At 51.0% G+C, this 23,042-nt stretch carries 18 protein-coding genes; 9 read left to right on the top strand and 9 right to left on the bottom strand.

Annotated elements, in window-relative coordinates; all coding sequences use genetic code 11:
• Positions 1-158 precede the first annotated feature (158 nt).
• Entirely contained in the window at positions 159-491 is a 333-nt protein-coding gene (locus tag LX98_RS11935) for a BON domain-containing protein (protein ID WP_496429114.1), read from the top strand.
• A gap of 198 nt (positions 492-689) precedes the next feature.
• On the opposite strand, the gene LX98_RS11930 is transcribed toward LX98_RS11935, so the two are convergent.
• Positions 690-1,325, bottom strand: coding sequence for a hypothetical protein (locus tag LX98_RS11930; protein ID WP_496429113.1), 636 nt, complete (start codon positions 1,323-1,325; stop codon positions 690-692).
• Between the two features lie 633 nt (positions 1,326-1,958).
• Between LX98_RS11930 and LX98_RS11925 the strand changes: the two genes are divergently transcribed.
• Positions 1,959-3,377: a carbohydrate porin gene (locus LX98_RS11925; RefSeq protein WP_496429112.1), complete on the top strand. Its 1,419-nt coding sequence runs from the start codon at positions 1,959-1,961 to the stop codon at positions 3,375-3,377.
• 151 nt (positions 3,378-3,528) lie between these two features.
• On the opposite strand, the gene LX98_RS11920 is transcribed toward LX98_RS11925, so the two are convergent.
• The 3 genes from LX98_RS11920 to katE form a co-directional block, all read right to left on the bottom strand.
• Positions 3,529-4,398: a hypothetical protein gene (locus LX98_RS11920; RefSeq protein WP_496429111.1), complete on the bottom strand. Its 870-nt coding sequence runs from the start codon at positions 4,396-4,398 to the stop codon at positions 3,529-3,531.
• A 125-nt stretch (positions 4,399-4,523) separates the two neighbouring features.
• Positions 4,524-5,078: a hypothetical protein gene (locus LX98_RS11915; protein WP_496429110.1), complete on the bottom strand. Its 555-nt coding sequence runs from the start codon at positions 5,076-5,078 to the stop codon at positions 4,524-4,526.
• Between the two features lie 1,099 nt (positions 5,079-6,177).
• Positions 6,178-8,310, bottom strand: coding sequence for a catalase (gene katE, locus LX98_RS11910; protein WP_496429109.1), 2,133 nt, complete (start codon positions 8,308-8,310; stop codon positions 6,178-6,180).
• A gap of 316 nt (positions 8,311-8,626) precedes the next feature.
• On the opposite strand from katE, the gene LX98_RS11905 reads away from it, so the two are divergent.
• On the top strand, positions 8,627-9,190 hold the full coding sequence (locus LX98_RS11905; protein ID WP_496430599.1) for a redoxin domain-containing protein: 564 nt from the start codon (positions 8,627-8,629) through the stop codon (positions 9,188-9,190).
• Between the two features lie 517 nt (positions 9,191-9,707).
• Here the strand turns inward: LX98_RS11905 and LX98_RS11900 are convergent.
• The 4 genes from LX98_RS11900 to LX98_RS11885 all read right to left on the bottom strand — a co-directional run bounded on the left by LX98_RS11900 (position 9,708) and on the right by LX98_RS11885 (position 15,555).
• Complete coding sequence (locus LX98_RS11900) at positions 9,708-11,354, bottom strand: FG-GAP-like repeat-containing protein (protein ID WP_496429108.1); 1,647 nt, start codon at positions 11,352-11,354, stop codon at positions 9,708-9,710.
• Positions 11,355-11,677: 323 nt separating this feature from the next.
• Positions 11,678-12,871 carry an alcohol dehydrogenase catalytic domain-containing protein gene (locus tag LX98_RS11895; protein WP_496429107.1) on the bottom strand — a complete coding sequence of 398 codons (1,194 nt, stop codon included), beginning with the start codon at positions 12,869-12,871 and terminating at the stop codon, positions 11,678-11,680.
• Between the two features lie 157 nt (positions 12,872-13,028).
• Entirely contained in the window at positions 13,029-13,808 is a 780-nt protein-coding gene (locus tag LX98_RS11890) for an SRPBCC family protein (RefSeq protein ID WP_496429106.1), read from the bottom strand.
• Between the two features lie 160 nt (positions 13,809-13,968).
• A complete protein-coding gene (locus LX98_RS11885; RefSeq protein ID WP_496429105.1) occupies positions 13,969-15,555 on the bottom strand; it encodes an alpha-amylase family glycosyl hydrolase in 1,587 nt (528 codons plus the stop codon).
• A gap of 214 nt (positions 15,556-15,769) precedes the next feature.
• On the opposite strand from LX98_RS11885, the gene LX98_RS11880 reads away from it, so the two are divergent.
• From LX98_RS11880 to LX98_RS11865, 4 genes are all read left to right on the top strand, one after another.
• Positions 15,770-17,842 (top strand): amylo-alpha-1,6-glucosidase, encoded by a 2,073-nt coding sequence (locus LX98_RS11880; protein ID WP_496429104.1) that lies wholly within the window; start codon positions 15,770-15,772, stop codon positions 17,840-17,842.
• Positions 17,843-18,135: 293 nt separating this feature from the next.
• On the top strand, positions 18,136-18,594 hold the full coding sequence (locus LX98_RS11875; RefSeq protein WP_496429103.1) for a DUF2231 domain-containing protein: 459 nt from the start codon (positions 18,136-18,138) through the stop codon (positions 18,592-18,594).
• Positions 18,595-18,918: 324 nt separating this feature from the next.
• Positions 18,919-19,416 (top strand): transporter substrate-binding domain-containing protein, encoded by a 498-nt coding sequence (locus tag LX98_RS11870; RefSeq protein WP_496429102.1) that lies wholly within the window; start codon positions 18,919-18,921, stop codon positions 19,414-19,416.
• Positions 19,413-20,243, top strand: a complete 831-nt coding sequence (locus LX98_RS11865) for a cation efflux transmembrane domain-containing protein (protein ID WP_496429101.1) — start codon at positions 19,413-19,415, stop codon at positions 20,241-20,243. The genes LX98_RS11870 and LX98_RS11865 overlap by 4 nt, the downstream gene beginning before the upstream one ends.
• A gap of 307 nt (positions 20,244-20,550) precedes the next feature.
• Here the strand turns inward: LX98_RS11865 and LX98_RS11860 are convergent, their stop codons facing one another.
• Positions 20,551-22,059: a potassium transporter TrkG gene (locus tag LX98_RS11860; protein WP_496429100.1), complete on the bottom strand. Its 1,509-nt coding sequence runs from the start codon at positions 22,057-22,059 to the stop codon at positions 20,551-20,553.
• A gap of 195 nt (positions 22,060-22,254) precedes the next feature.
• On the opposite strand from LX98_RS11860, the gene LX98_RS11855 reads away from it, so the two are divergent.
• Positions 22,255-22,689, top strand: a complete 435-nt coding sequence (locus LX98_RS11855) for a hemerythrin domain-containing protein (RefSeq protein ID WP_496429099.1) — start codon at positions 22,255-22,257, stop codon at positions 22,687-22,689.
• Positions 22,690-22,748: 59 nt separating this feature from the next.
• Positions 22,749-22,970 (top strand): hypothetical protein, encoded by a 222-nt coding sequence (locus LX98_RS11850; protein WP_496429098.1) that lies wholly within the window; start codon positions 22,749-22,751, stop codon positions 22,968-22,970.
• Positions 22,971-23,042 lie beyond the last annotated feature (72 nt).

Genomic DNA, 23,042 nt, shown 5'->3' with positions numbered 1-23,042 from the left:
GGGGATTCCGTGTATGACCGTTTACCAATATCCGAAAGTTCTCGTGATCTCATCCCATGGTCTGAAAATGCATGATCGTGGATGGCCAGAGGCCCCGAACAACCTTATAGCCCTTTAAAAGGTTCAATATGATAAACATCTCTTCCATGTGTCCACTTATGAACCGGTCACGACCTTCCTGCCGAGATCGATGGCGTTCCATCGCCTTTGTGTGTGTGCTGTTCTTCACATTTATTGCGGCCGGATGCGGCACTCATCTCGGTGCAGACGCAGAGGTTTCCGACCGGAATGAGCAGATGGCCGCTGAGGTAAAAGTGGCGCTGCTTCAAGAAGCCGGATTGAACGCCGCTCCTATTGATGTCAAAGCCCACAAGGGCGTGGTGACCTTGGGGGGATTCGTTGAAAAAGAGTCCCAACGGCAGGCGGCAGAGAGAGCCGCCGGCCGTGTGAGGGGGGTCGAATCGGTCATTAATCATCTTCAACTTAAATGACATCGATTTTTGGAGAATGTATGGCATTCTTTTTAAAATCACCCACGTGTCCTCTTCAACTTCCATGAATCAACGTCTCTATTGTGCATTTCATCGGCCTGGGTGACTGCTTGGATCCATGATTAAAGGTTCCTGGACGTGGTAAACGAGAACCGACGCCATTACATTACGCAAAACTTCTGAAAAAAGCGTCAAGGTCTATTTGCTTCCGGATGCCTCGGCGGAAATGACGTGATATTCTTTTTCCATCGTCACCAATGCTTCAATGGTATCTCCCTTTTGAATATCCTCTTGGTTTTCCGTTGATTGATCGATGCGAAGGCGGACTTCTTTCCCTGAAGGGTCTTGAACGTAATAGACATTTCCCTCAATATTTTTTACTTCACCGCGGACTGTTTTCGTGAATGTCCCGTCTTGTTGAGGGGTTTGACCTTGAGATGAAGTTGGTTGGTCCGAGTGCATCCCCCCCAACTGGGACTGGGATTGAGATTGCATGGATGATTGGCCTGCCTTTTTGGTAGAAAGGACCGTATAGGTTTCGTCCCCTTTCTTAATTTTGGCTTTGACCTTATCTCCCTCCTTTAAGGACTTTCCTTGAAGTGCGCTCTCCTCCATGTGCAAACGCACTTGCCCCCCATGTCCGTCCTTAATGGTATACGCATTCCCATCAATTTTCTGAATCTCCCCTTCGATTGTCGCAAACTCCTGTGACTGCTGCCCGGCTTGAGATTGAGTATTCCCGGATTGTTGGTGGTCTCCCGCAGCATACGCCATGCCGCTTAACCCCATGATAAGTGCACCTGTCGAAACCATAAGTTTTGATGAAAACGCCATTGTGAACCTCCAAGTGTGAAAGTTGAGATGTGAGGAATTTACCCACCCCTGGTGAGGAAGGCCGATTTCATGCGGGGAAAGGTAGTTCGTACGAGGATGGGTTCTGTAAGGCATAGTCAAGAACCTTAATCCAATCCCACGAATTCCGCACGTGTTCTCAGGCTACACATCATCATTTGTTCATGGAATGGACAAATTTCTACATGACTGTTCAGAGACGTACAGTTTGCTTGGATTTCAGTCGTCATGCCTTGGAAGAGTCCATTGGGTTCGATAATCTCCCACCTGCCTTCACTGATGTGGAAATATGGAACGGGGTGGAAAGGGCTGGCACTCCCATCCCGTTCCGGTCAGTAGTTATCACGCTGATCCGCGCGTACCAACTGATGATGCCTTGCACCGGTCGGATTAGGCCCAGATCCTTCACTGCCGCCTGACAACGATTTTGGAAAAGGACCTAACCGGGTCATGGCCTCCTGTTTCCCAGTCTCTATAGGTCAAACACGAGTAGGTGCACTTTTTTTATTTATTCCGTTACGATAAGAAATCCTCCTCAGAGCCAGCGTATTTGATATTTCCCTTGGCGTTAATGGAAGGGTACCGTGGCAGGAAGTGAGTTTACGATTTCCTAATATGGAACGGCCAAGGCTTTTCAGGAGATACGGCTGGAACCGGTTATTTTTCGCCATTTGTTGCCTGTTCGGCTTTGTAGGGATTAATGCCGTATCCGTCCGATCCGAAGAGGTCTCTCAAATCCCGAAGTCGACGGTTCTGGATCAATGGGAATCCTTTCAATCTGCCATGAACGATCATGGCGTCCTCTTCCAAACCATTAACACACTCGGTATTTTGTCAACGGTAGCTGGCGGCGTTCGTCATAAAACCGGGGTGGCTGGTGACTTGGATTTATTGCTCACCCTGGACGGTGAACGACTATTGAATTGGAAAAATTCGACGTTTTTCGTCTACGGATTGGGCCTGTATGGAAATGATCCGGGCCGTAATGCCGGCGACATCCAGGGCATCAGTAACATCGCCGCCCCCAATACCTGGAAACTGTTTGAGGCGTGGTACCAAGTAAATTCCTCCCAAGAGCGGTACTCACTGCTCGCGGGGTTATATGATGTGACTTCTGAGTTTGATGTGATCCGGTCCTCATCGGAGCTCTTCGTGAATAGTTCGTTCGGAACCGGAGCAGAATTCGCTGCGAGCGGGGGAGGGGGATTGTCCACTTTCCCCAACACCTCCCTGGCAGTTCGTGGTCAAGCGATACTGGGCGATGCGGTCGCCATCCGTGCCGTGGTGGCCGATGGAGTCCCTGGTGACCCCGATGATCCCGGTACGGCTGTGATCTTACGTAAGCAAGACGGGGTGTTTATCGGAACGGAGCTGGCGTATTATGACCAACGAGAACGCCGAAAAAGAGACGCCCGGAAAGTCATTGGGAAACGTCCACTCCGTCTCGTTTTTCAACGTGTGGGGCGGGCGGCGCCAATCGAGTATCTCGGGAAATATGCTGTGGGATTCTGGGGTTCTACCAGAAATCAGGAAGATCTCAGCGCGTTGGATTCATCAGGAAAACCCATGACTCGAGATGCCACATGGGGTGTTTACGGCTTAGCTGAACAGTTTGTCTACCACGAAAAAGAAGATCGTGAGCAGGGACTGACGGTATTTGCTCGTGCCGGTTGGGCGGATCCTCGTGTGCATCGCCTCTCTCAATATTATGGAAGCGGGATGGTCTATCAGGGGTTAATCCCCGGTCGGAATGAAGACCTGATAGGAGTAGGGGTCGCTGTAGCCGTCAACGGCAGTCATTATAAAAAATCTCAGAAGAGAGCGGGATCGTCAGTCGAAGATGCAGAAATCGCTTTGGAATTGTCCTATGCCATCAATGTTCGGCCAGAACTCGTCATTCAGCCTGACTTGCAATACATTGTCAATCCATCAACCGATCCCACAGTGCGGAATGCCCTCGTGGTGGGGGTGCGCCTCGAGATAAATTTAAATTGGTTTGAGGGCCCCACCACGTCCGTTGAGATTCTTAAATAAGTCGGAGGCCTGCAGTCTATCCGAGCTGAACATCTGACTATGATCACTCACGAATACTCCGCCGCCTTACCTCTCCAAACGCCATAAGGAGCTATTGTGGAAAGGGACGGAGATTCGGCTTCCATTCTCTAAGCATGTGCCCTGCGGGAAATTATTTCCCGCTTTGAGGAAGATGGGCAATATCTACAATTTTATCATCACTATCTACCAATACTGTTACCGGCGTGCCCTTGCCAATTTCTGTCATATCTCCTTGTAAATAGTCCCAGACAGGTAATGTGAGAGATTCCTTGTCCTTGGTTTGAATAGTCAATGAATGTTTCTTCGGCTCGTCCTGTACCACTCCTTGAATATGGCGGTACACATTATAAGCGCTGGAGCGCGCCCAATCGTCTTCGGCGATCACATCGTTGGTCAACGTCGCACTCGCAATTTTATTGGTTTCATCGATGAGAAATAATCCATCCGTATCGAATGGAATCGCCGCGACCTCACTTCTGGCCAGCGGGCGTACCGGAAATGATTGTTCTTTGCCCTCTTCGGTTTTAATCACCGCATGATCCTGCCCGACCTTCAGCGGCTGCGCAAGTCTGCCTTTGATGACTTTGTGGTGACTCTGGCTTTTCTCTTTCGAGAGGTGATAATCGACAACGTGATTCTTGGCGTTTACCACAATAGTGACCTTATCGCCCTGTTTCAGCGTGAATCCTTTTTCATTCGCTCGTTCAAGGGAGAGATATCTCGGACTAATTTCTCCGGAATCCCCGGAATTGACTTTAGCTTGATCTGCTGCCACTCCTTCCACCACACCGGTGATAACCCGATGCCCGGGAAGCAGGGTAAACTGGTGGTGTGACTCGCCATCCTTGTTGCCGTGGTTCATTGTGGCCTGATGGTTGGATGTATCGGTAGAGTCTTTTTCCCCTTCTGACGCGGCCGCAATCCCCACCACGAGGTACACAAATAATGCGAGAACCACAGTGGATTTCCAGCCTGGGGCTTGTTTTATGGAAAGTAACATACGTCCTCCTTTCGGGTAGTAATAGTTTACAAAGCACCGATTGCCGGACTACCTGCTACGAAATTGAGCGGAAGCCCGACAACAAGCGCCGGGTGAATGGCATTCAGACTAGAAAACTGAGGTTTTCAATGTCCGGGAGTCACAGGCATGGTACGGTCAACGGCATCTAGAGCCGACCCGCCGGCGATCGAACGCATGGCGCGATCGCGTTCTTTTCTGAGATCGGAGGTTTCCTTTTGAAGGGCATCGCGCTCCTGTAGGTACTTGTCACGTTCTTGCAGGAAACCATCGGTCTCCTGATTTCCTGATCCATCGTGTGTCGAGGCGCTGCTACTTTGACCTTGAATGGATTTCATGCCGGAGGCAGAATCCTGGGAGCCCTTGTTGGCCTGCAGAGCCTGGTCGCGTGCCTGTTTGGCCGTGTCACGATCCTGTTGGGCTTGATCCCGGCTTTGTTTTGCTTGATCCCGCTCTTTTTTTAACTGATCACTCCATTGCACGTCCGCGCCCGAACTCGGGTTTGATTGTACTTCTGGGACCGAGCCTTGTGCCCCCGATTCCGAAGGAGTCGATCCCATACCCTGGCCGGCCATTGCGGTTAAGGGCAGAATCATCATACCTGCCGTCAGCAATACACTGGAAAATGTGTGAACCGAAAATTTTGACGAGAAATTGTTCATGATCGCAACCTCCTCCTTAAAGTGATGAAATACCTTCCTCCTTGTGAAACTGAAATAAAGAACGGGGGATGCCTTTGTGTAAACCTCTTTAAACCTGTGAAACAAGGATGGCTCTGGGCCCCATGTTTTAGGCAACCGCTGTTGTCTTAAATCCTACCTTCTCTTCGTTAAATATGTGGACAGACAAATTCTCAACAGAGTGTGAGGATATGTATACGCATGCCCTAATCAAAATCTCACACTCACCACAGTAAAAGAGGGGGAGTGACATTCCCAATCATGTGGAAAGTCAGACCAAATTTTTATTGTGCTATTTTCATGCCGCTCCCGAAACGAATTTGATCGTCCAGAGGGACCCGGATTATGAGAAGAAAGGGGGATGCCGAAGGGTTGGAAGTTTATACCTACGTTAGTCCAATGGCGGATTTGACCTGTGGCAAACGTTGGTTGTGCCCAGGGCCGTCTGGGTTTTCAATTTCCTGATTTTCAGTAGTAAGAGTGCGGTTTTTAATCCTGGCGCACATCCAACTCACCATAGTCATGCTGTATCAAAGAATGCATCTACCTATCAGCATCAGACCTTAAACGGAAGGAGGAATCGGGACAATGAATCTAGACGGGGTATTGGCGTCGTTAGGGAATTTAAATGCAATAACCTAAAAAATCCGGATTTTGATGAATAGCGGGAACGGTGGAGTGCTCTCAAACATGTTCATGTCACATTCTTACTTCTGTAATTGAAAAAGGGACGAAGCCTTAATTGAGGGATAGCTTCGTTCCCATTTTCAATTGTGGGTTCAGATTACTAAAACGAATCGGCTTACCATGCCAATGACCTCCAACAGTTGCAAGACCACCATAAACACTCCTAGCACTGTCTTTAATACCTTCATGATTTTCCCCCCTTTTTTTTAAATGCGATGACTTCACGAAAATCTAGAAAACTTTCGTTACCCTTGGGGAATTATGAAGGAGATTCAGAAGACAGCTAACTAGCATAAACCCCTGAATAGCCCATAGTTTACCCTGAAATATGAAGGGCTTATCCAGCCAGGATGTCATTACCAAAACTTTTCCTGGCGATCATTACGCGACTGATTCATGAAGAGGGCGCTGCGCGATCCCAGAAACGAAGTTTCCGGCACGCCTCAAGCAATTGAGTTGATCCCTTCCCCTTATCAAGCGCAATAAACCCAGCGTCTCGATTTTCCTGCACTCCGGCCTTCTGAAAAAGGGGGGTGACGGCTTCGACGTAACCAATAAACTTCATGTGAGCAAAGGCATCAGCCACAAAATCTCTGGCGGCAGGAACCTTGGCCAAGGCCACCCCTCCTTCCTCGGAAGGTAAAAGTGCCACGGCGTCATACAGCACGGACGGCCCACCATCAATTTTTTGGTCCGCTTCAATCCACGTCCCGTCGCTGGCTTCCACTCCGCCCACGCCGGGGGCCACAATCTCCATGATCGCCCCTTCCGACTTGACGGCGGCTTTGAGTGATTTAAATAATTTTATATCCACACCGTCGGTGATGAGCACTCCGAGCTTTCGCCCTTTGAAGGTATTGGGACTATTGAGAAGAATGCTGAGCGCGGGTGATTGGTCAAGATCCTCTCGTGTTGGTTTTGCGGCATCCGCAGGCTTGGGCATGTCCTTCAGGCGCAGACCCTTGGCCACTTGTTTAGCCAAATCCTGGTGAATATTCAGCAGATGAGAAACCATACGAGTCCGTATTTCAGGATGTTCCACTTTGCTTAATTCAAAGACTAAGGCATTCGCGATGTGTGCTTGTTCGACTTCGGTCTGGCTGATATAAAATTGACGAGCCTGGCTGTAATGATCGGCAAAAGTTTCGGACCGAACTCGTACTTTTGGGCCTTCTTCATCGGCAGGGTATGAGGTAAATCCCTTCTCCGGGGATTCCCGGGGACCTCCCGCTTCGCCGGGCCAGGAATTCGGTTCATAGTTGGCTCGGCCTTTCGGATTCTGCATGGCCATATGGCCGTCCTGTTGAAAATGGCTGAACGGGCATTTGGGCGCGTTGATGGGGATGTGAGTGAAATTCGGACCGCCAAGCCGTTTGACCTGAGTGTCGAGGTAGGAAAAATTCCGCCCTTGCAGCAGGGGATCATTTGAAAAATCCATACCCGGGACAATATTTTGCGTACAAAAGGCGACCTGTTCGGTCTCAGCAAAGAAATTGTCCACACAGCGATCCAGAACGAGCCGGCCCACGCGTCGAATCGGTAGAATTTCCTCTGGAATAAGTTTGGTCGCATCGAGCACATCAAAATCAAATTGTTGAGCAAAATCATCATCAAAAAGCTGGAGACCCAGTTCCCATTCCGGATAATCACCCTGCTGAATGGCACTCCATAAATCCCGGCGATGGAAGTCCGGATCGGCTCCATTAATTTTCACGGCTTCGTTCCACACCACGGATTGCATCCCCAATTTGGGTTTCCAGTGAAATTTTACGAACGTCGATTTTCCCTGACCATTGATAAGCCGGAAGGTGTGAACGCCAAACCCTTCCATGAAACGAAAGGAACGGGGGATAGCCCTGTCGGACATGGTCCACATGATCATATGCATACTTTCGGGGGTCAGAGAGATAAAGTCCCAGAAATTATCATGCGCGGTTTGCGCCTGTGGAAAGCCACGATCCGGTTCCGCTTTGGCTGCGTGAACGAGGTCTGGAAATTTCATGGCGTCCTGAATAAAGAACACGGGCATATTGTTGCCCACGAGATCCCAATTCCCCTCTTTGGTATACAACTTCACGGCGAATCCCCGGACGTCTCTTGCCAAATCGAAGGAGCCCTTATTTCCCGCTACGGTAGAAAAGCGGACGAACGCAGGAGTTTTATCACGTGGTCGTTGAAAGAGGTCGGCCTTGGTGATATCTGCCAGAGATTCGTAGTTTTCAAAATACCCATGAGCACCGAACCCTCGGGCATGCACAACCCGTTCTGGGATCCGTTCATGGTCAAAGTGAAACATCTTCTCCCGAAAGTGAAAGTCTTCCAATGCGCTTGGACCCCGCGCTCCGATTTTCAACGAGTTTTGGTCATCCGCGACAGGAATACCTTGCTGAGTGGTTAATGTCGGATTGGTTTTTCCGCTGGTCTGGTGCACTTCCCCTCCTGTGCCGATCTCGACAGCTTGGTCTGCATATTTCGCGGTTTTGCGGGTGGAAGTAGGAGAAGATTTAGTGGGTTGCTTTTTGGCCATGCGAATCGCTCCTTCTCATGGATAATTTCGTGATGAATAAATGGGTAAACATATGACGCTAAACTCCTCATCATATCGAATCAATTGAAAAGGCCACACTGTGAGAAACCCTGGTGAGAAACTTCAAAAACTGTTATGGGAAATAGGAGAGTTTCACACAAGGGTTCATGGCAGTCACAACTTTTTGCATTCCGGGATAAGATTTGTTTAAGTGACTTGAGAGTTGGAGTTCAGATACACGCGCCCGATTATCTGCTCTGAAACACGTGTGCTTAACCATTACAACCCGGTTCCCTAAAGGAGGTCGAAACGCATGATGAAGCAGATTGGACAGACGATCACGGATGGCACATACCAGGCCTTCCACAAAGAACAAATCCGTTCACTTACCTTGTCGGAATGCCAGGGAAAGTGGTTGGTACTGGTGTTTTATCCGGGAGATTTCACGTTTATTTGTCCGACCGAATTACAAGAACTGGGGGAGTTGTATCCGGAATTTCAAAAACTCGGGGCTGAGGTTCTTAGCATCAGCACCGATTCGGTCTTTGTGCATAAGGCCTGGCACGACACCTCGCCTGCCATAAAAAATATTCAGTTCCCCATGGTAGCTGATACGACGGGACGGCTAAGCCGGGAGTTCGGAACCTACTTGGAGGAGGAAGGGGTCTCGTTACGCGGGAGCTTTCTTATCGATCCGGATGGTGTGCTAAAAGTGGGAGAAATACACGATAATAGCATTGGACGAAATGGTCGGGAGCTCTTACGTAAACTCCAGGCTGCTGTCCATGTCAGAGAAGGAAAAGGCGAAGTATGTCCCGCCAGCTGGTCCCCCGGAAATAAGACTTTGAAACCAGGCTTGGATCTTGTCGGAAAAATCTGATTCAAGGGCCAGGGTCGATCATTTATTTCATCCGGGATAGGGACCGGTGTCATTTCATTGATAAGACCATGAGGTGTCAAATTGAACCACATTACGGTGACAGCAGTGCGCACAGAGACTTCGACCTTTTGTGAGGCAGAGATCCTCGAGCTCCATCCCTGGTTTATACGACAGCAGGAATGCACCGTACACGGTTTCATACAAGGCCTATGCTGTTCACAATGGGCCCATTTTATCACTTCGAACTAGCTTTTTGTCATCCCACGCGTATAGCGAAATGGTGTATGGGGGGTCTGGGAATTCGCGAAGATATCAATTTTAGGACGAGGTTCTGTCGGCAACGCCATAATACAATCTCCCTGTCAAAAGTCCATTTCCTCAGGTTTCAGGTGAGATTCTTCTCCTGCACGGCCTTTAGGAAAGTTTTATAAAGACCTGGGCTAGCCAAGGCGACTCTCGTTTCTTCAAGAAACGAGAGTCACCTACAGCAGGCCCTCTATTCGGCAGGTGCATCAAGCTAAGGTTGAATTTCCCAGGCCGTCGACACCGTGCCGGGGAAGCCCACGGAAGTCCTGGTCACTCCGTTCATCAGCCACACCGCCACCGCCCCGCTCGAGGCATTGCGCCAGATGATGTCCGCGTTGCCATCGGCATCCGTATCGCCTACTTGTCTAATCTGCCAGACCGAGCTCACCACACCTAAGGAACCGGTAGAGGAGGGCGCTGCGGTCCCATTTAGTAACCAGACCGCCGCGCTCCCATTCGTGTGTCTAAAGACCAGGTCGGCCTTACCATCTCCGTTCAGGTCTCCGACTCCCTGGATGGTCCACGCGGTCGACGCCGTACCGGGAAAGCCCACGGAGGTCCGGGTCACCCCGTTCATCAACCACACCGCCACCGCGCCGTTCGTGGTGTTGCGCCAAATAATATCCGCATTGCCGTCGGCATCGGTATCACCCACCCCCGAAATTTGATAGGCAGAGCCCACCACACCTAGGGAACCGGTTGAGGAGGGGGTCCCGGTCCCATTCAGCAACCAGACCGCCGCGCTCCCATTCGTGTGTCTAAAGACCAGGTCGGCCTTACCATCTCCGTTCAGGTCCCCGACTCCCTGAATGGACCATGCGGTCGATGCTGTTCCGGGGATGCCCGCCGAAATCCGTGTTCCTCCGTTCATCAACCACACCGCCACCGCGCCCGTGGTGGTATTGCGCCAGATGATGTCCGCGTTGCCATCGGCATCGGTATCGCCTACTCCCGCTATCTCCCAGGCGGAACCCACCCCGCCAAGCGAGACGGTGGACAAGGGAGCTGCTGCCCCATTCAACAACCAGACTGCAGCATTACCATTCGCATTCCTAAAGACAAGGTCAGCTTTCCCATCTCCATTCAAATCCTGCCCACCTGAACCCGATGACTCAATCAGCCGAACCGCGCTGCCATACTTTCCCTTATATCGCTCAGCCACAATTCCATCAAAACTAATGGTCAGCTGCACCGTCCCATCGCTACCGGGATCAATGCCACTAAACTGGGCCACATAGCCATTATCATTGTCCGCTGGCAATCTTGTGGAAGCACTTGTCGGTCCCGTAAACAGCGACCCCCCAGGATACGTTCCCGTATCAGGATTATCCGTCGCGACGGAACTCGTATTCGTAAATGCGTCCTGGCCGGAAAGGGTCACCAGGGACGCTCGATCCCACCCGTTGTTGTTTCGATGAGCATAGAAGGTCAGATTATACGTTTTGCCCGGGTTTAGTCCGCTAAATGTCAACACAAGGGAATTATTTATATCATCGACATAGGTAACCACGCCCTTCCCGTTGACCTTGCCATCAAAGATCGTAAAGGCATCACCGGTAGTCGGGTCTTCCCCTTGCAAATCATTGACCCCGGCAATAAACTGGCCGCCGGCCACGGTCATGGTCACGCCCGTATCAAGCCCAGTAGCAAAATCTTTCAGTAGCCCGGTGGCGGGAAGGCCAGAGCCCCCATTAGGTGAAGTGAACTTCGTGATATTCGTTTCCAGTTGCCCCGTCCCCCAAGCCAGATCATTATAGGCTGTAAAACCAGCTGGTGCAGCCACAGAGGTCGTCCCCAAGATCAAGACCGCCGCCGCTAGCGACCCCACTATCCATCCCCAAGCCCGAGACGTATCCATTTTCATAAATCCCCCTTTCTTTTTCTGCCTTGAGTTAACCCATTTTTTACATGAACGCTGTTCATTTCACGATACCTCCTTTATAAGTCTACGCGGAACATGGTTGAGGGGGGTCTGGCAAAGGGCCAGGCTGGAGCCTATCTTGAGCTCACGTGAATGCCCCGCTTGCACGACGAGACGCCGGTCTTCCAGAAAAAAGAAGAGATAGTCCGGTGGGAATTTCCTCTATCCCTCTTAATCTTCCTCATCTGTTTTTTTGAGGAGACATTCAGGGTTGAAACGACCGGACATTCGTTTTTATTCCGATTGTATTCCGACACGCTTTAAGGGCAAAGAACAACTTTCTTGAACTCATTTTGGTGAAACCGAAAATTTTTATAGGCGTCCGGAGCTTCATCAAGGTTATAGCGGTGTGAGATGATAAAAGACGGATGAATCTCTTCGTTTTGGATGCGTTCTAACAAAGGCTGCATGTAATTATGAACATGTGTCTGACCGCAGCGTATAGTAATGCCTTTACCGAAGATGGCGCCAATCGGAAATTTATCGGCAAAACCGGCATACACGCCTGGTATGGAGATCGTGCCGTTTTTGCGAACAGCTCGTGCCGCCTGGCGAAGGACATGAATGCGATCGGTCGCGAGGAGACTCGCCACCTTGATCCGGTCGAAGAGGGCGTCTACCGTCGTGCCGTGAGATTCGAGTCCGACGGCGTCAATGCAGGCATCGGGGCCTCGGCCACCGGTCGCATTCATGAGGTAGTCATAGACGTCATCCTCATCAAAATTAATAGTCTCTATTCGATCATCCTCATGAAATTGTCCGGGGTGGCCACGGCGCGCCAGGTCCAGACGTTGGGGAAAATGATCAATGGCAAATACCCTTTCTGCTCCTAGCATCAGGGCACTTCGTATGGCAAATTGCCCCACGGGTCCACAACCCCAGACGGCAATGGTATCGCCTTCCTGAATCCCGCAGTTTTCCGCTGCCTGATATCCCGTGGGAAAGATATCGGAGAGGAACAATACTTCCTCATCCTTAATACCATTGTGAATTTTGAGCGGTCCCGTATCCGCAAAGGGCACCCGGACATATTCGGCCTGTCCTCCTGCATAGCCGCCGAGCATGTGGGAATAACCGAACAGTCCGGCAGGGGAATGTCCATAGGCCGCTTCTGCCATCCAGGCGTTGGGGTTGGAATTGTCGCAGCACGACCACATCTTGCCTGTACAAAAAAAACACCTTCCACACGCGATGTTAAATGGGACGACGACCCGATCGCCTTTTCGTAGGTTGTGTACGCCGGCTCCGACTTCGACAATTTCCCCCATAAATTCATGACCGAGGATGTCGCCGGCCTTCATGGTCGGAATGTATCCGTCATACAGGTGAAGGTCTGAGCCGCAGATAGCTGTGAGAGTGACGCGAACGATGGCATCACGGGAATTGAGAATTTCCGGGTCGGGAACGTTCTCGATCCTGACGTCATGTGTTCCATTCCAACAGACTGCTCGCATGTGAAGTTTCCTTACAGCCCTCAACAGGCCTTGACGTATTGTTCAGAAGAGACACGGCGTACACAATCGACTTTTTCCGGATGCGGAATTGCCGTTTTGGGTCAAGAGTGCAGTCGACAAATAAAGGTCTTATACCTCAGAGCCTCTGCTTGGGCAACTAGAGGCGTTGCTCCGCAGCCACGGGGTCGGTGATGCCAAGTTCGTCGCCTACTTCCCGTACCTTCTGCACGAGCCCAGAATGGTCAAGATCGGTTGAAGTCTGCTGGTTTCGCGAAATTTCTCCGGTCTCCATTAATTGACGAAAGCGTCGAAGATCTTCACTCGCCTGACGTGCAGGGTCCTCGGGAAGGAGCTTTGCCACTGCTGCCCCAAATACTCCTCCCGGCGGAGTCCATCGACAATCCAAGGAGAGAATCGTTCCGCGATTTCCGACAGCGCGGCGCAGGGACAGGACTCCTTCGTGTTCAAGATTTGAATGTATTTCAATCGTCCGCCATTTGATTAGTTCGTTTTGACGTTCTTCAAGAATCTCGGCTTCCCAATGAAATGGTTTATTGAAGGGGCCGCGTGCCTGCCAACGGGAATGTCTATCGTCGAGTTCCTGGACCGCGACGAGATTTTGCATGAAGCGTGGTAAATTTTTAAAATCCCGCCAATACGAATAGAGATCCTCCTGTGATCGATTGATCGTAATGGATTCTCGGAAATGAACGGTTCTATTCAAGGGATGCCGTATATGAGATCCATGCAATTCGTCAATTCCAATGGCCTCATACAGGCGGCTATGGCTTGTAAGGCCATGAATGACTAATCCGCTCCCGAATAGCAGGGGTAGAATGCCGCGCCCAGTTTTTTGCCTGAGACCATGAACAATACACACACTGCCAATACCTATGGAGAGGATTTGCTCCAGAGCTCCGATATTCGTGCTTTTCATATGACATCTCCAATACGATTTTTTCCGGCCCGGAAAATCGGGTGATTGGCATTCAAGCCATCGGAATCACGGTAGAAAATACCATACACCCGCCCATCCTCCACGGTTACTGGTAATATCCCTGGATATAAACCAAAAACAGACCAATGAAGATATTTTTTCAATCGCATGAGAGAATCAGCCCTTCATGTCCGCGCAGATCCAGACGGCCATGGATTTCCTCGCCTTCCTTGTCCAGAAAAGTCGAAAGACAGACGCGGGCCTGAAATGAAGGGTCCCGATCAAGTATTTGCGGTTCACCACTGAAGTTGAGCACCACAAGATGTTCACCGTCATGACTCTTTCGCAGGTAGGCCATAAGCGGGTTGTGAACATTGAGAAATTCCGGTCGCTCGTTCAAAAAAAAAGATTTTTCGTGACGGATGGCGAACAGCCGGCGATACAGCGTGAGGAGTGAGCGTGGATTCCCGCTTTGGGAGGACACATTGGCCGTCTGAGAATCCTCTGCGATTGGAAGCCAGGGTTCCTGGGAAGAGAATCCGGCGTGGAGGTCCGTGTTCCATTGCATCGGCGTGCGTTCCGGATCGCGGTTGCGCCCGGTCCTCCGGCCCTGGGGATCGATCGCCTGTTCGGCAGGAATCGGGACTCCACGCATACCGATCTCTTCGCCATAGTAGAGCACCGGGGTGCCGGGCAGAGTGAGTAACAACATGGCTGCCGCGCGCGTCTGTTCTCCTTGGAGACGCATGGGCAACCGCAGACAGTCGTGCGTGCTGAAAATCCACGAAGGCCATCCGTGAGGCGGCACATGCTGAATATAGGATTGTACCGAACGCGCCAAATCTTCAACGGTCCACGGCGTCCACGCCATTTTCATGGTCAACGGTAAATGCAACTCCCGTGTGTCGTTTCCGTAGTAGGCTGTCGCTTGTGGCACAGGCAAATACAGTTCACCAGCCAACATCTTGTCGTCACCGAACTCTTCCGCGATCCTGCGCATGGTGGCAACAATTTCATGGATCCCGTCCTGATCCCGCGTGTGATGCGGAAGCAATCGGCTATCCGGTCCCTGTCCGTCCTCGTACTCCGGATTCGGCGGGTTATCCCGAAACCGATCATCCTTAAGCAGCAAATCCAGAGCGTCAATGCGAAATCCATCTACTCCTCTTGCCAGCCAGAACCGCATCGTGTCGAACAGGGCCGCCCGGACATCCGGATTCCGCCAGTTCAGGTCCGGTTGTTTGTCGAGGAATGTATGAAGGTAGAACTGCGCCGTGGTCGCATCCCATTCCCATACGCTGCCTCCAAAGACACTGATCCAATTATTCGGAGGGGATCCATCCGGTTTTCCGTCGCGCCATAGATACCAATTGCGCTTGGCACTTTCTCGATTCGACCGTGAATCGAGAAACCAGGGATGCTCGTCTGACGTATGATTGGGCACCCAATCCAGTATGATTTTGAGATTCCGGCGATGGGCTTCGGTCACCATTTCGTCAAAATCGTGCAGCGATCCAAATTTGGGCTCGACGTTTTGATAGTCGGTGATATCGTAACCAAGGTCGGCCAGGGGAGATGGATAGATCGGTGACAACCAAATGGCGCGGACTCCCAGCCACTCGAGGTATTCCAGGCGTTGGGTAATTCCCCGCAGGTCCCCGTATCCATCTCCGTTGGTATCCAGAAAGGAGGGAACTAACAGCTGATAAATGGCACCGTCCTGCCACCAGCGCAACGAGTCTGACATGTACGCCCTTCCTTTTCAAATGGAGGGTTTTTTCAACATTCCGGTTCTGTCTCATAAGAGAGGGACTCTGTGAGATATTGGTTAGGACCGATTTTCTATAATACCAAGAGGGCGACCATCCACTGTTTGGCTAATTTGGAAAAGTTTCAGGTGAAAATATCCGTTGATGGCGAGTGCAAAATTGTGGTCTTAAAAGAACCGACGACGAAAAAATATGACCGAAACTCCTGACAACACTATGATAACGCGACGCCTGATGCGACACACAACCGGCGACGATTGGGAAAACTTCCTGATCGGCCGGGAATGGCTCGTGACCAATGGCTTAGGCGGGTACGCCTCGGGCACCCTGGCGGGGATAGCCACTCGCCGCTACCACGGATTATTTATTGCCGCATTGCCCGCTCCCCTTGGGAGGCAGATGACACTGGCTCACCTATCGGAACGTGTCCGGCTGGCAGATGGGACCCTAATCAAACTGAGCGGTGAGGCACATGACAACCTACCAGATCCCCATCCACACGGAATCGATTACCTGACGGAATTTCGGCTCGAAATGGGGCTTCCCGTCTGGCGTTATGAATTAACCGGCGCGACGATCGAAAAGCACATTCTCATGCCTCATCAACAAAATACCGTGTATATAATCTATCGACTGCTTTATGGGGATTCCGTCCGGTTGAAATTGATGCCATCGGTGCACAACCGGTCGCATGACGCACCCGTGAACACACCTTTGCCGGGAGTCTTTCGCTTGACAGAAGTCGAGTCAAAATATGAACTGAGTGTGTTGCCGGATCTTCCGACGCTCCGAATGCACCTGCATGGAGCTCGACAGGCATTTACCGTGAATCGCCAGACCTTGGCCGAAAGGATGTATCCGGTAGAAGAGAGTCGCGGGTATGCAGAGAGTGGAACCCTTTGGTCTCCCGGTTACTTCAGAGCCGATCTTTCGCAGGACCATCCTGTGTGCCTCACGGCCTCGACAGAGTCCTGGGAAGTTGTGACGGCCTTACCGGTCGATGAGGTCTTGCGGTTGGAACATGAGCGACGGAGACGCATTCTTGCTGCGGCCCACGAAGGTGCCCGCCGCGGGATCGGTCCGGAACTGGTGCTGGCCGCGGACCAATTTATCATTAAGCCCGTCGGCCGTATCGCGGATTCCGCGCGAGCCAGTGCCGAGGGAGACGAAATTCGTACGATTATCGCCGGCTATCATTGGTTTACCGATTGGGGTCGGGACACCATGATCAGTTTGGAAGGTCTGGCGTTGATGACAGGACGCCAGGCCGAAGCAGGGTACACCTTACGGCTGTTTGCCCATTACCTCCGCGATGGGCTGCTGCCGAACCTGTTTCCTGAAGGCGATCAACAAGGCCTCTATCATACCGCCGATGCCACCTTATGGTTCTTTCAAGCCATTGGCCGTTATCTGGAAACCACGGGCGACATGGAGACATTGAATGTTCTACTGCCTCAACTCCAGGCAATCGCCGAGCATCACCTGAACGGGACACGATTTGGGATTCGGGTTGATCCGGAAGACGGCTTGTTACGGCAGGGAGAAGAGGGCTATCAATTAACATGGATGGATGCCAAAGTCGACGGTTGGGTCGTCACCCCGCGACGCGGCAAAGCCGTCGAAATCAATGCGCTATGGTATAACGCCCTATGCCTCCTTGGCGGATGGGTCCGTCGGGTTCGAGGAAACACTGAGGCCAAGAAATGGGAGGCTCATGCTGAGCGCACACGGATGTCTTTTAACCGGCGTTTTTGGTACGAACCGGGCGGTCACTTATTCGATGTCGTGGACGGTGAGCAAGGAGACGATGCGGCCTGTCGACCCAATCAATTACTGGCCATTTCCCTGACGCATCCTGTTCTCGATCGCCGATATTGGGACGCGGTCCTGAATATCGTTCAGCATCGCCTACTGACGCCCGTCGGATTACGATCCTTATCGGCCGATCATCCCAGCTACAACGCAAAATATGATGGCAATTTGCTCGCGCGCGACGCGGCTTATCATCAAGGAACCGTATGGGCATGGCTGATCGGCCCCTTCATCGACGCGTGGCTCAAAGTGCATCCGGAGGATGTCGCAGGGGCGCGTCAATTCCTATCGGGATTGAAAGACCATCTGAACGAAGGATGCATCGGCAGCATCAGCGAAATTTTTGATGCTGAAGCGCCCTTCACCCCACGGGGTTGTATTGCGCAAGCATGGAGCGTGGCGGAAGTGTTGCGCTGTTGGATCAAAACCACTCCCGACGTTCGTGAAGCATAGGATGTAAGGCGTGCCGAGGGGAAGTTAGAATGCCTCCCACTTTCCTGCATCACGTTCCTCTCCTAATTCCCCTTAATAATTCCACGGCAAACCCCGGACGGAGGCGAGCTGGAATAGCCTGCCGCCAAGTCACTTTGCAAGGGTTATGTACAGTTGTGTTTCCGCTCGAATTCAAAAATGATCTTCCATAGAACACCTGTTGGTCGTGGAATTCTTCCGGAAACAGGATTAGGAGTTTACCGCATTCTCTTTTGCCATATAGAGAAGAAACAGAAGGTAAAAGGAAAAGTTCTATGATGACTCCCGCCAGTATTAAAGGGCATCCGTTGCACGTCATGTTGATTCCCTTGCCTCTCGGTTTATGGATTTTTTCATGGGTGGCCGATGTGATCTATATCAGCGGGTGGGGAGGAGAGGAATGGCGGCTCGTGGCCTTCTATACTCTCAGTGGAGGTGTGGTAGGGGCATTACTGGCTGCTATTCCCGGATATCTGGATTTTCGGTCGCTGACCGACTCTCATCCAAAAAAAATTGGCATCTGGCATATGACCCTTAATTTGATCATCGTGGCATTATTTGGGGTGAATGCCTGGATTCGTGCAGCGGATCCAACATGGGAAGAAGGATTTGTTCTTTCCACATTGGGAGTTTTCCTTCTGGGAATATCCGGATGGTTGGGCGGAGAACTGGTGTATAAGCATGGCGTGGGCGTCGATACGGGACATGTTTTGCGCACCACGGAAAAACGATAATACCGGAATAACCGGAGCCAACAAACAAAGCCTTGGACGGTGGCAATTCCGGGTGTCCGCCCGGGTTTGGATGCAGTTCAAGGATACTCATCATTTTCAATCAATACTCTCAATGACCACCATAGAGCAGAAATCTTGGACCTCGTGCCTTGGAGAGTTCCATGGACAGGATGATTTTTCCTCTTATGTGTGCGTATCATTTGAATGCCCTTCCTCATGGCGTGTTTGTTGTGTGACTCGTCCTATTTTCTCCTCCGAAAACGGTTACTGTTCCACCCTTTCTGCAGACGGAAAACGTGCATGTTTCTCTGATATGAAGAGGGCATGATGAACAATTTGTATATCGTGTTCGTCTGTATCTCATTCACTCTTATCGGGTGTGACGAGTTCCCCAAGGATACCCACCACACACTTCAGCATATTCAGTCCCGGGGGGTGTTACGGATAGGCGCCATTGACCAGGCCCCGTGGGCCTATCGCGAGGAGGGGGTGGCGAAGGGCATCGAAATCAAGCTGGCCATGGCTTTCGCCCGTTCCCTTGGCGCGGAACCTCAAATTGAGTTTCTCTCCGAAGCCGATGCGACTGAATACCTCCGGCAGCATCAGATTGATTTGATGGTAGGGGGACTGACAAATGCCAGTCCACGCAAAGATGAGTTGGGTTTGACGAGAAATTATTTTCAAACAGGGGATGAACCAAAGTATGAGCATGTTCTGGCTGTTCCGAAGGGAGAAAATGGATTTCTGGTGAGACTGGAAACGTTTTTAAAGCAGCAGCAACATCGTATTCAACATTTGTGGGAAGCGGAGAGCCGTTTATGAAGCCCGCACCACAGTATGAATTTACTGAAAAGCAGCATGATGCGGTTCGCCGGTCCCGGCGGTTGGAGTATGTCACATTGGCGTATTTGGGAAGTCTCATTCCTATCATGTATGTGGTTTTAGGTTCATCTCAGGCCATGAAAACAGCCTGGGTGGAAGATTGTTTGAGCCTGATTCCTCCGCTGTGTTTCCTGATCGGCACGCATATTTGTTGGAAGAAACCTAATAAACACTTTCCTTATGGGTACCACCGCGTGATATCCGTCTTATTTCTCTGCGCGGCCCTCGCCCTGTCGGGCATGGGTATATTTCTGATCATCGATGCGTCGATGAAACTGGTCACGCAAGACTATCCGACGATCGGGATGATGGAATTGTTTGGTGTCGATGTATGGCTGGGATGGTGGATGATTCTTGTTCTGTCCTGGGGGACCTTTCCGCCTCTTTTCCTTGGACGCGCCAAGCTGAAATATGCCCAGACGCTGAACGATAAAATTCTTCTGACCGACGGAAAAATGAATAAGGCCGATTGGGAGACCGGTGTCGCGGCTATTGCCGGCGTGTTAGGAGCCGGAATGGGATGGTGGTGGGCGGATTCTGTGGCCGCCGGATTTATTGCACTCGGCATATTACAGGATGGCTGGAGCCAGACAAAAGACGCCGTGACGGGATTGGTCAATCGCGCCCCCACTTCCCTCGAGAATGAATACCTGAACCTGCCCGACAAGGTGAATGATGCACTCCTCGAGTTCCCTGGGTTGGCCGCGCGCAAAACCGGTTATATGAACATGGTCACCTCATTTTTGGAGAAGGGTTTATTTCCTTGAAGGAAAATGAACATATCTCGCCTGATCAGATACAGGATGCCATTCAAAAGATACAAGATCTTGATTGGCGGCTGCAAAACTTTACCTTGACGGTTTTGCCTGAAGAAAAGGAATAATAATAGTTAGGTCTTAGGGGGACGGATTGCTGTGATGGCAATCTAATTCTTCCAGGTTCGGCGACATGTAAACGTATGTTGCGTTGCTGGGTGAAAACCGGACGTGCGTCCATCGAGAAAATCATTATCAAATGAGATCACGTGAAAAATTAGTAGGATCTTATGTCGCCGAAAAATGAAGGCAAAGGAACTCATGACCAGGAACGGCTACGAAACAATCTCACGAATGGGAGGGTCAATAAGATAATCACTGCCATGATTTCGAGTCTGCCCACCCACATTAAGAAGATGAGCGTTCCTTTGGCCGCAGCGGGCAAGTCCGGACCGGTGACGCCGACGCTGAGTCCCACGCTGCCAAGAGCCGAGGCAGTCTCGAAGAGGATATCGGATAAGTTATACCCATCCCCGAGGATCAAAAAGAGGAGTAATGCGCCTGCGACTAACGTCAGACCATAGAGAAACGCCAACGTAGCAGCGAATCCCACGTGACGCAATGCGTGTCTGTCAGCTATCACCTTTCCATCGTAATGGAACCGTGCGGTATGTTCCTCCGGCAGCCATTGGCTTTCCAGCCTCCAGCGAACACCTTTCCACAGCCATACCACCCGCTTAAGTTTCAATCCGCCTGTGGTGGAGCCCGCCATTCCTCCGGTCAACATTCCCAGTGTGAGAAGCAACAATGCCGGTTGGGACCAGCTGGCAAGGTCAACGGAGCTGAATCCACAGGTTCCCAGGGCGGATGACCATTGGAAAATTTTATCGATGAAGTCCGGCGGGAGATATCGGGACACCTCGAGTATTATCAGCAAGATCACCCCAACGCCTAAGAGGAATATGAAGGCCCGGAATTGAGATTGTCGCACAACAGTGGAAGGGCGACGCTCAACGAGGAGGGCATGGTGCGTGACAAAGTTGACGGCTCCCAGTAGTGTGATCATCATCGCAACACTTTTAACCGTGACATCGTAGTCGCGAAAGCTATGGGAGGTAATGGTAAACCCGCCCGTTGCAATTCCGGTCATCCCGTGATTGACAGATTCCCATATCGGCATGCCTGACAGGGAGAATATGCCAATAGCAAAGATGGTATAGCCAAAAAATATCGCCCAAATGCGGCGTGCGGTTTCTTGGATACTCTCTCCAAATTGGGTGGAGCGGGTTTCAGCGTCGTACAGGGAGTCATGCTCTTCGGTAGGGTCGAATAACGCCAACGCCAGGACTATCACTCCGACGCCACCGATCCATTCGGTGAAGGTTCTCCACCACTGCACACTCATTGGTAAGGTGCTGGGATCCTGAGCCATCGTCAGACCGGTACTTGTAAATCCGGACATCGATTCAAAAAGCGCATTAAGAGGCTTCCGAAATACCTGCATTGAACTGCTCAGATCGGTTTCAAGATGCGCCGCCACAAAGAGGGGGATAGCTCCGAGCAGGGCAATCAAAAGCCATCCCAGGGCCACGATGATCATGGCTTGGGAAGGCGCGGTGGGACCACCGGGCTGGCAGCTCCGGAGGAGGAATTGTCCACTTCCTATTCCAAGTACACCTGTCAATAAAAATCCAGGCAGCATCGACCATTCGCCGGATCCCAAGACGATTGCAACACTAAGGAATGCCATGGCGCCAGGAACCTGAAGCAATAATCCTACATCGTGACCAATGGCTCCGATTGAATGTGAGTTTTTCCTGTTATCCATTCCTCTCTCGAAAGCTTCATTCATGCAGCGGTGATGTGACCATGATCACACCATGTCAGACGGATGTATGTGGACATTTTTGCGAGCCCCTTCATCAATTCGTCCATACCTCTCATAAACCGCCCCGTGGTGTACTACGGAACATCATATTAATGGTTCGGGAGAAGAACTTATCATTTACTAGTGGAGGGTCGAATGGATATTTATCAGGCGCTCAGGGAAGATCATCAAGAAGCTAAGCAACTATTCAGCCAAATCGAAGCCGCGGGGAAGAACAGTGATTCACGGGAAAAACTGTTTCTCAAACTTAAGGATGCCTTGGAGGCGCATAGTGAAGCGGAAGAGCAGGTCTTCTATACTCCCCTTCAAAAAAAGGAGGAGACCAAACAAAAAATCGACCATGCCAACAAAGAACACGAAAAAGTCACCACATTGCTGAATGAGATCGAGTCAATGGATCACAATGATGAGAATTGGTTGAAGAAGGTCACCAAACTGAAAGAGGATGTGCAACATCATATCCAAGAGGAAGAAGGCGAAATTTTTAAGAACGCTCAAGGTATTCTTTCACAGCAACAGGCCGACCATATGGGTGAAGAATTCAAGCAGGTCAAGGAACAGAAGAGCTAAGGGAAAGAACATGGCTTTGCCTGGCAGACGAACATTTATGACCGGAATGGAGGAACACGATGGCGGATAAATGGGGATTATGCAAAAGCTGCCAATGGTGGCAAATCGAACCAACGGCAAAAATTGAAGATGCGACAATGGGACTGTGTATCGATGAAAACCTGCAACCGTATCGATTGTTGGTCTCCGGCAATAGTGGATGCAATCGGTTCATGAAGGGCAACCCTGCGAAAGCGGAAGGGTCCTCGTCCCGGCCTCCGACTGCCGAGCCCTCCCGATAGCATAACGGAGTCTGGCCAGCTCATGGGATGGGAAAAGTGAATGCTGTCTCTCACGTGAGAACGTCGGAACGG

Source organism: Nitrospira marina, from assembly GCF_059568365.1.
This window is presented reverse-complemented; position numbering and strand designations above follow the sequence as displayed.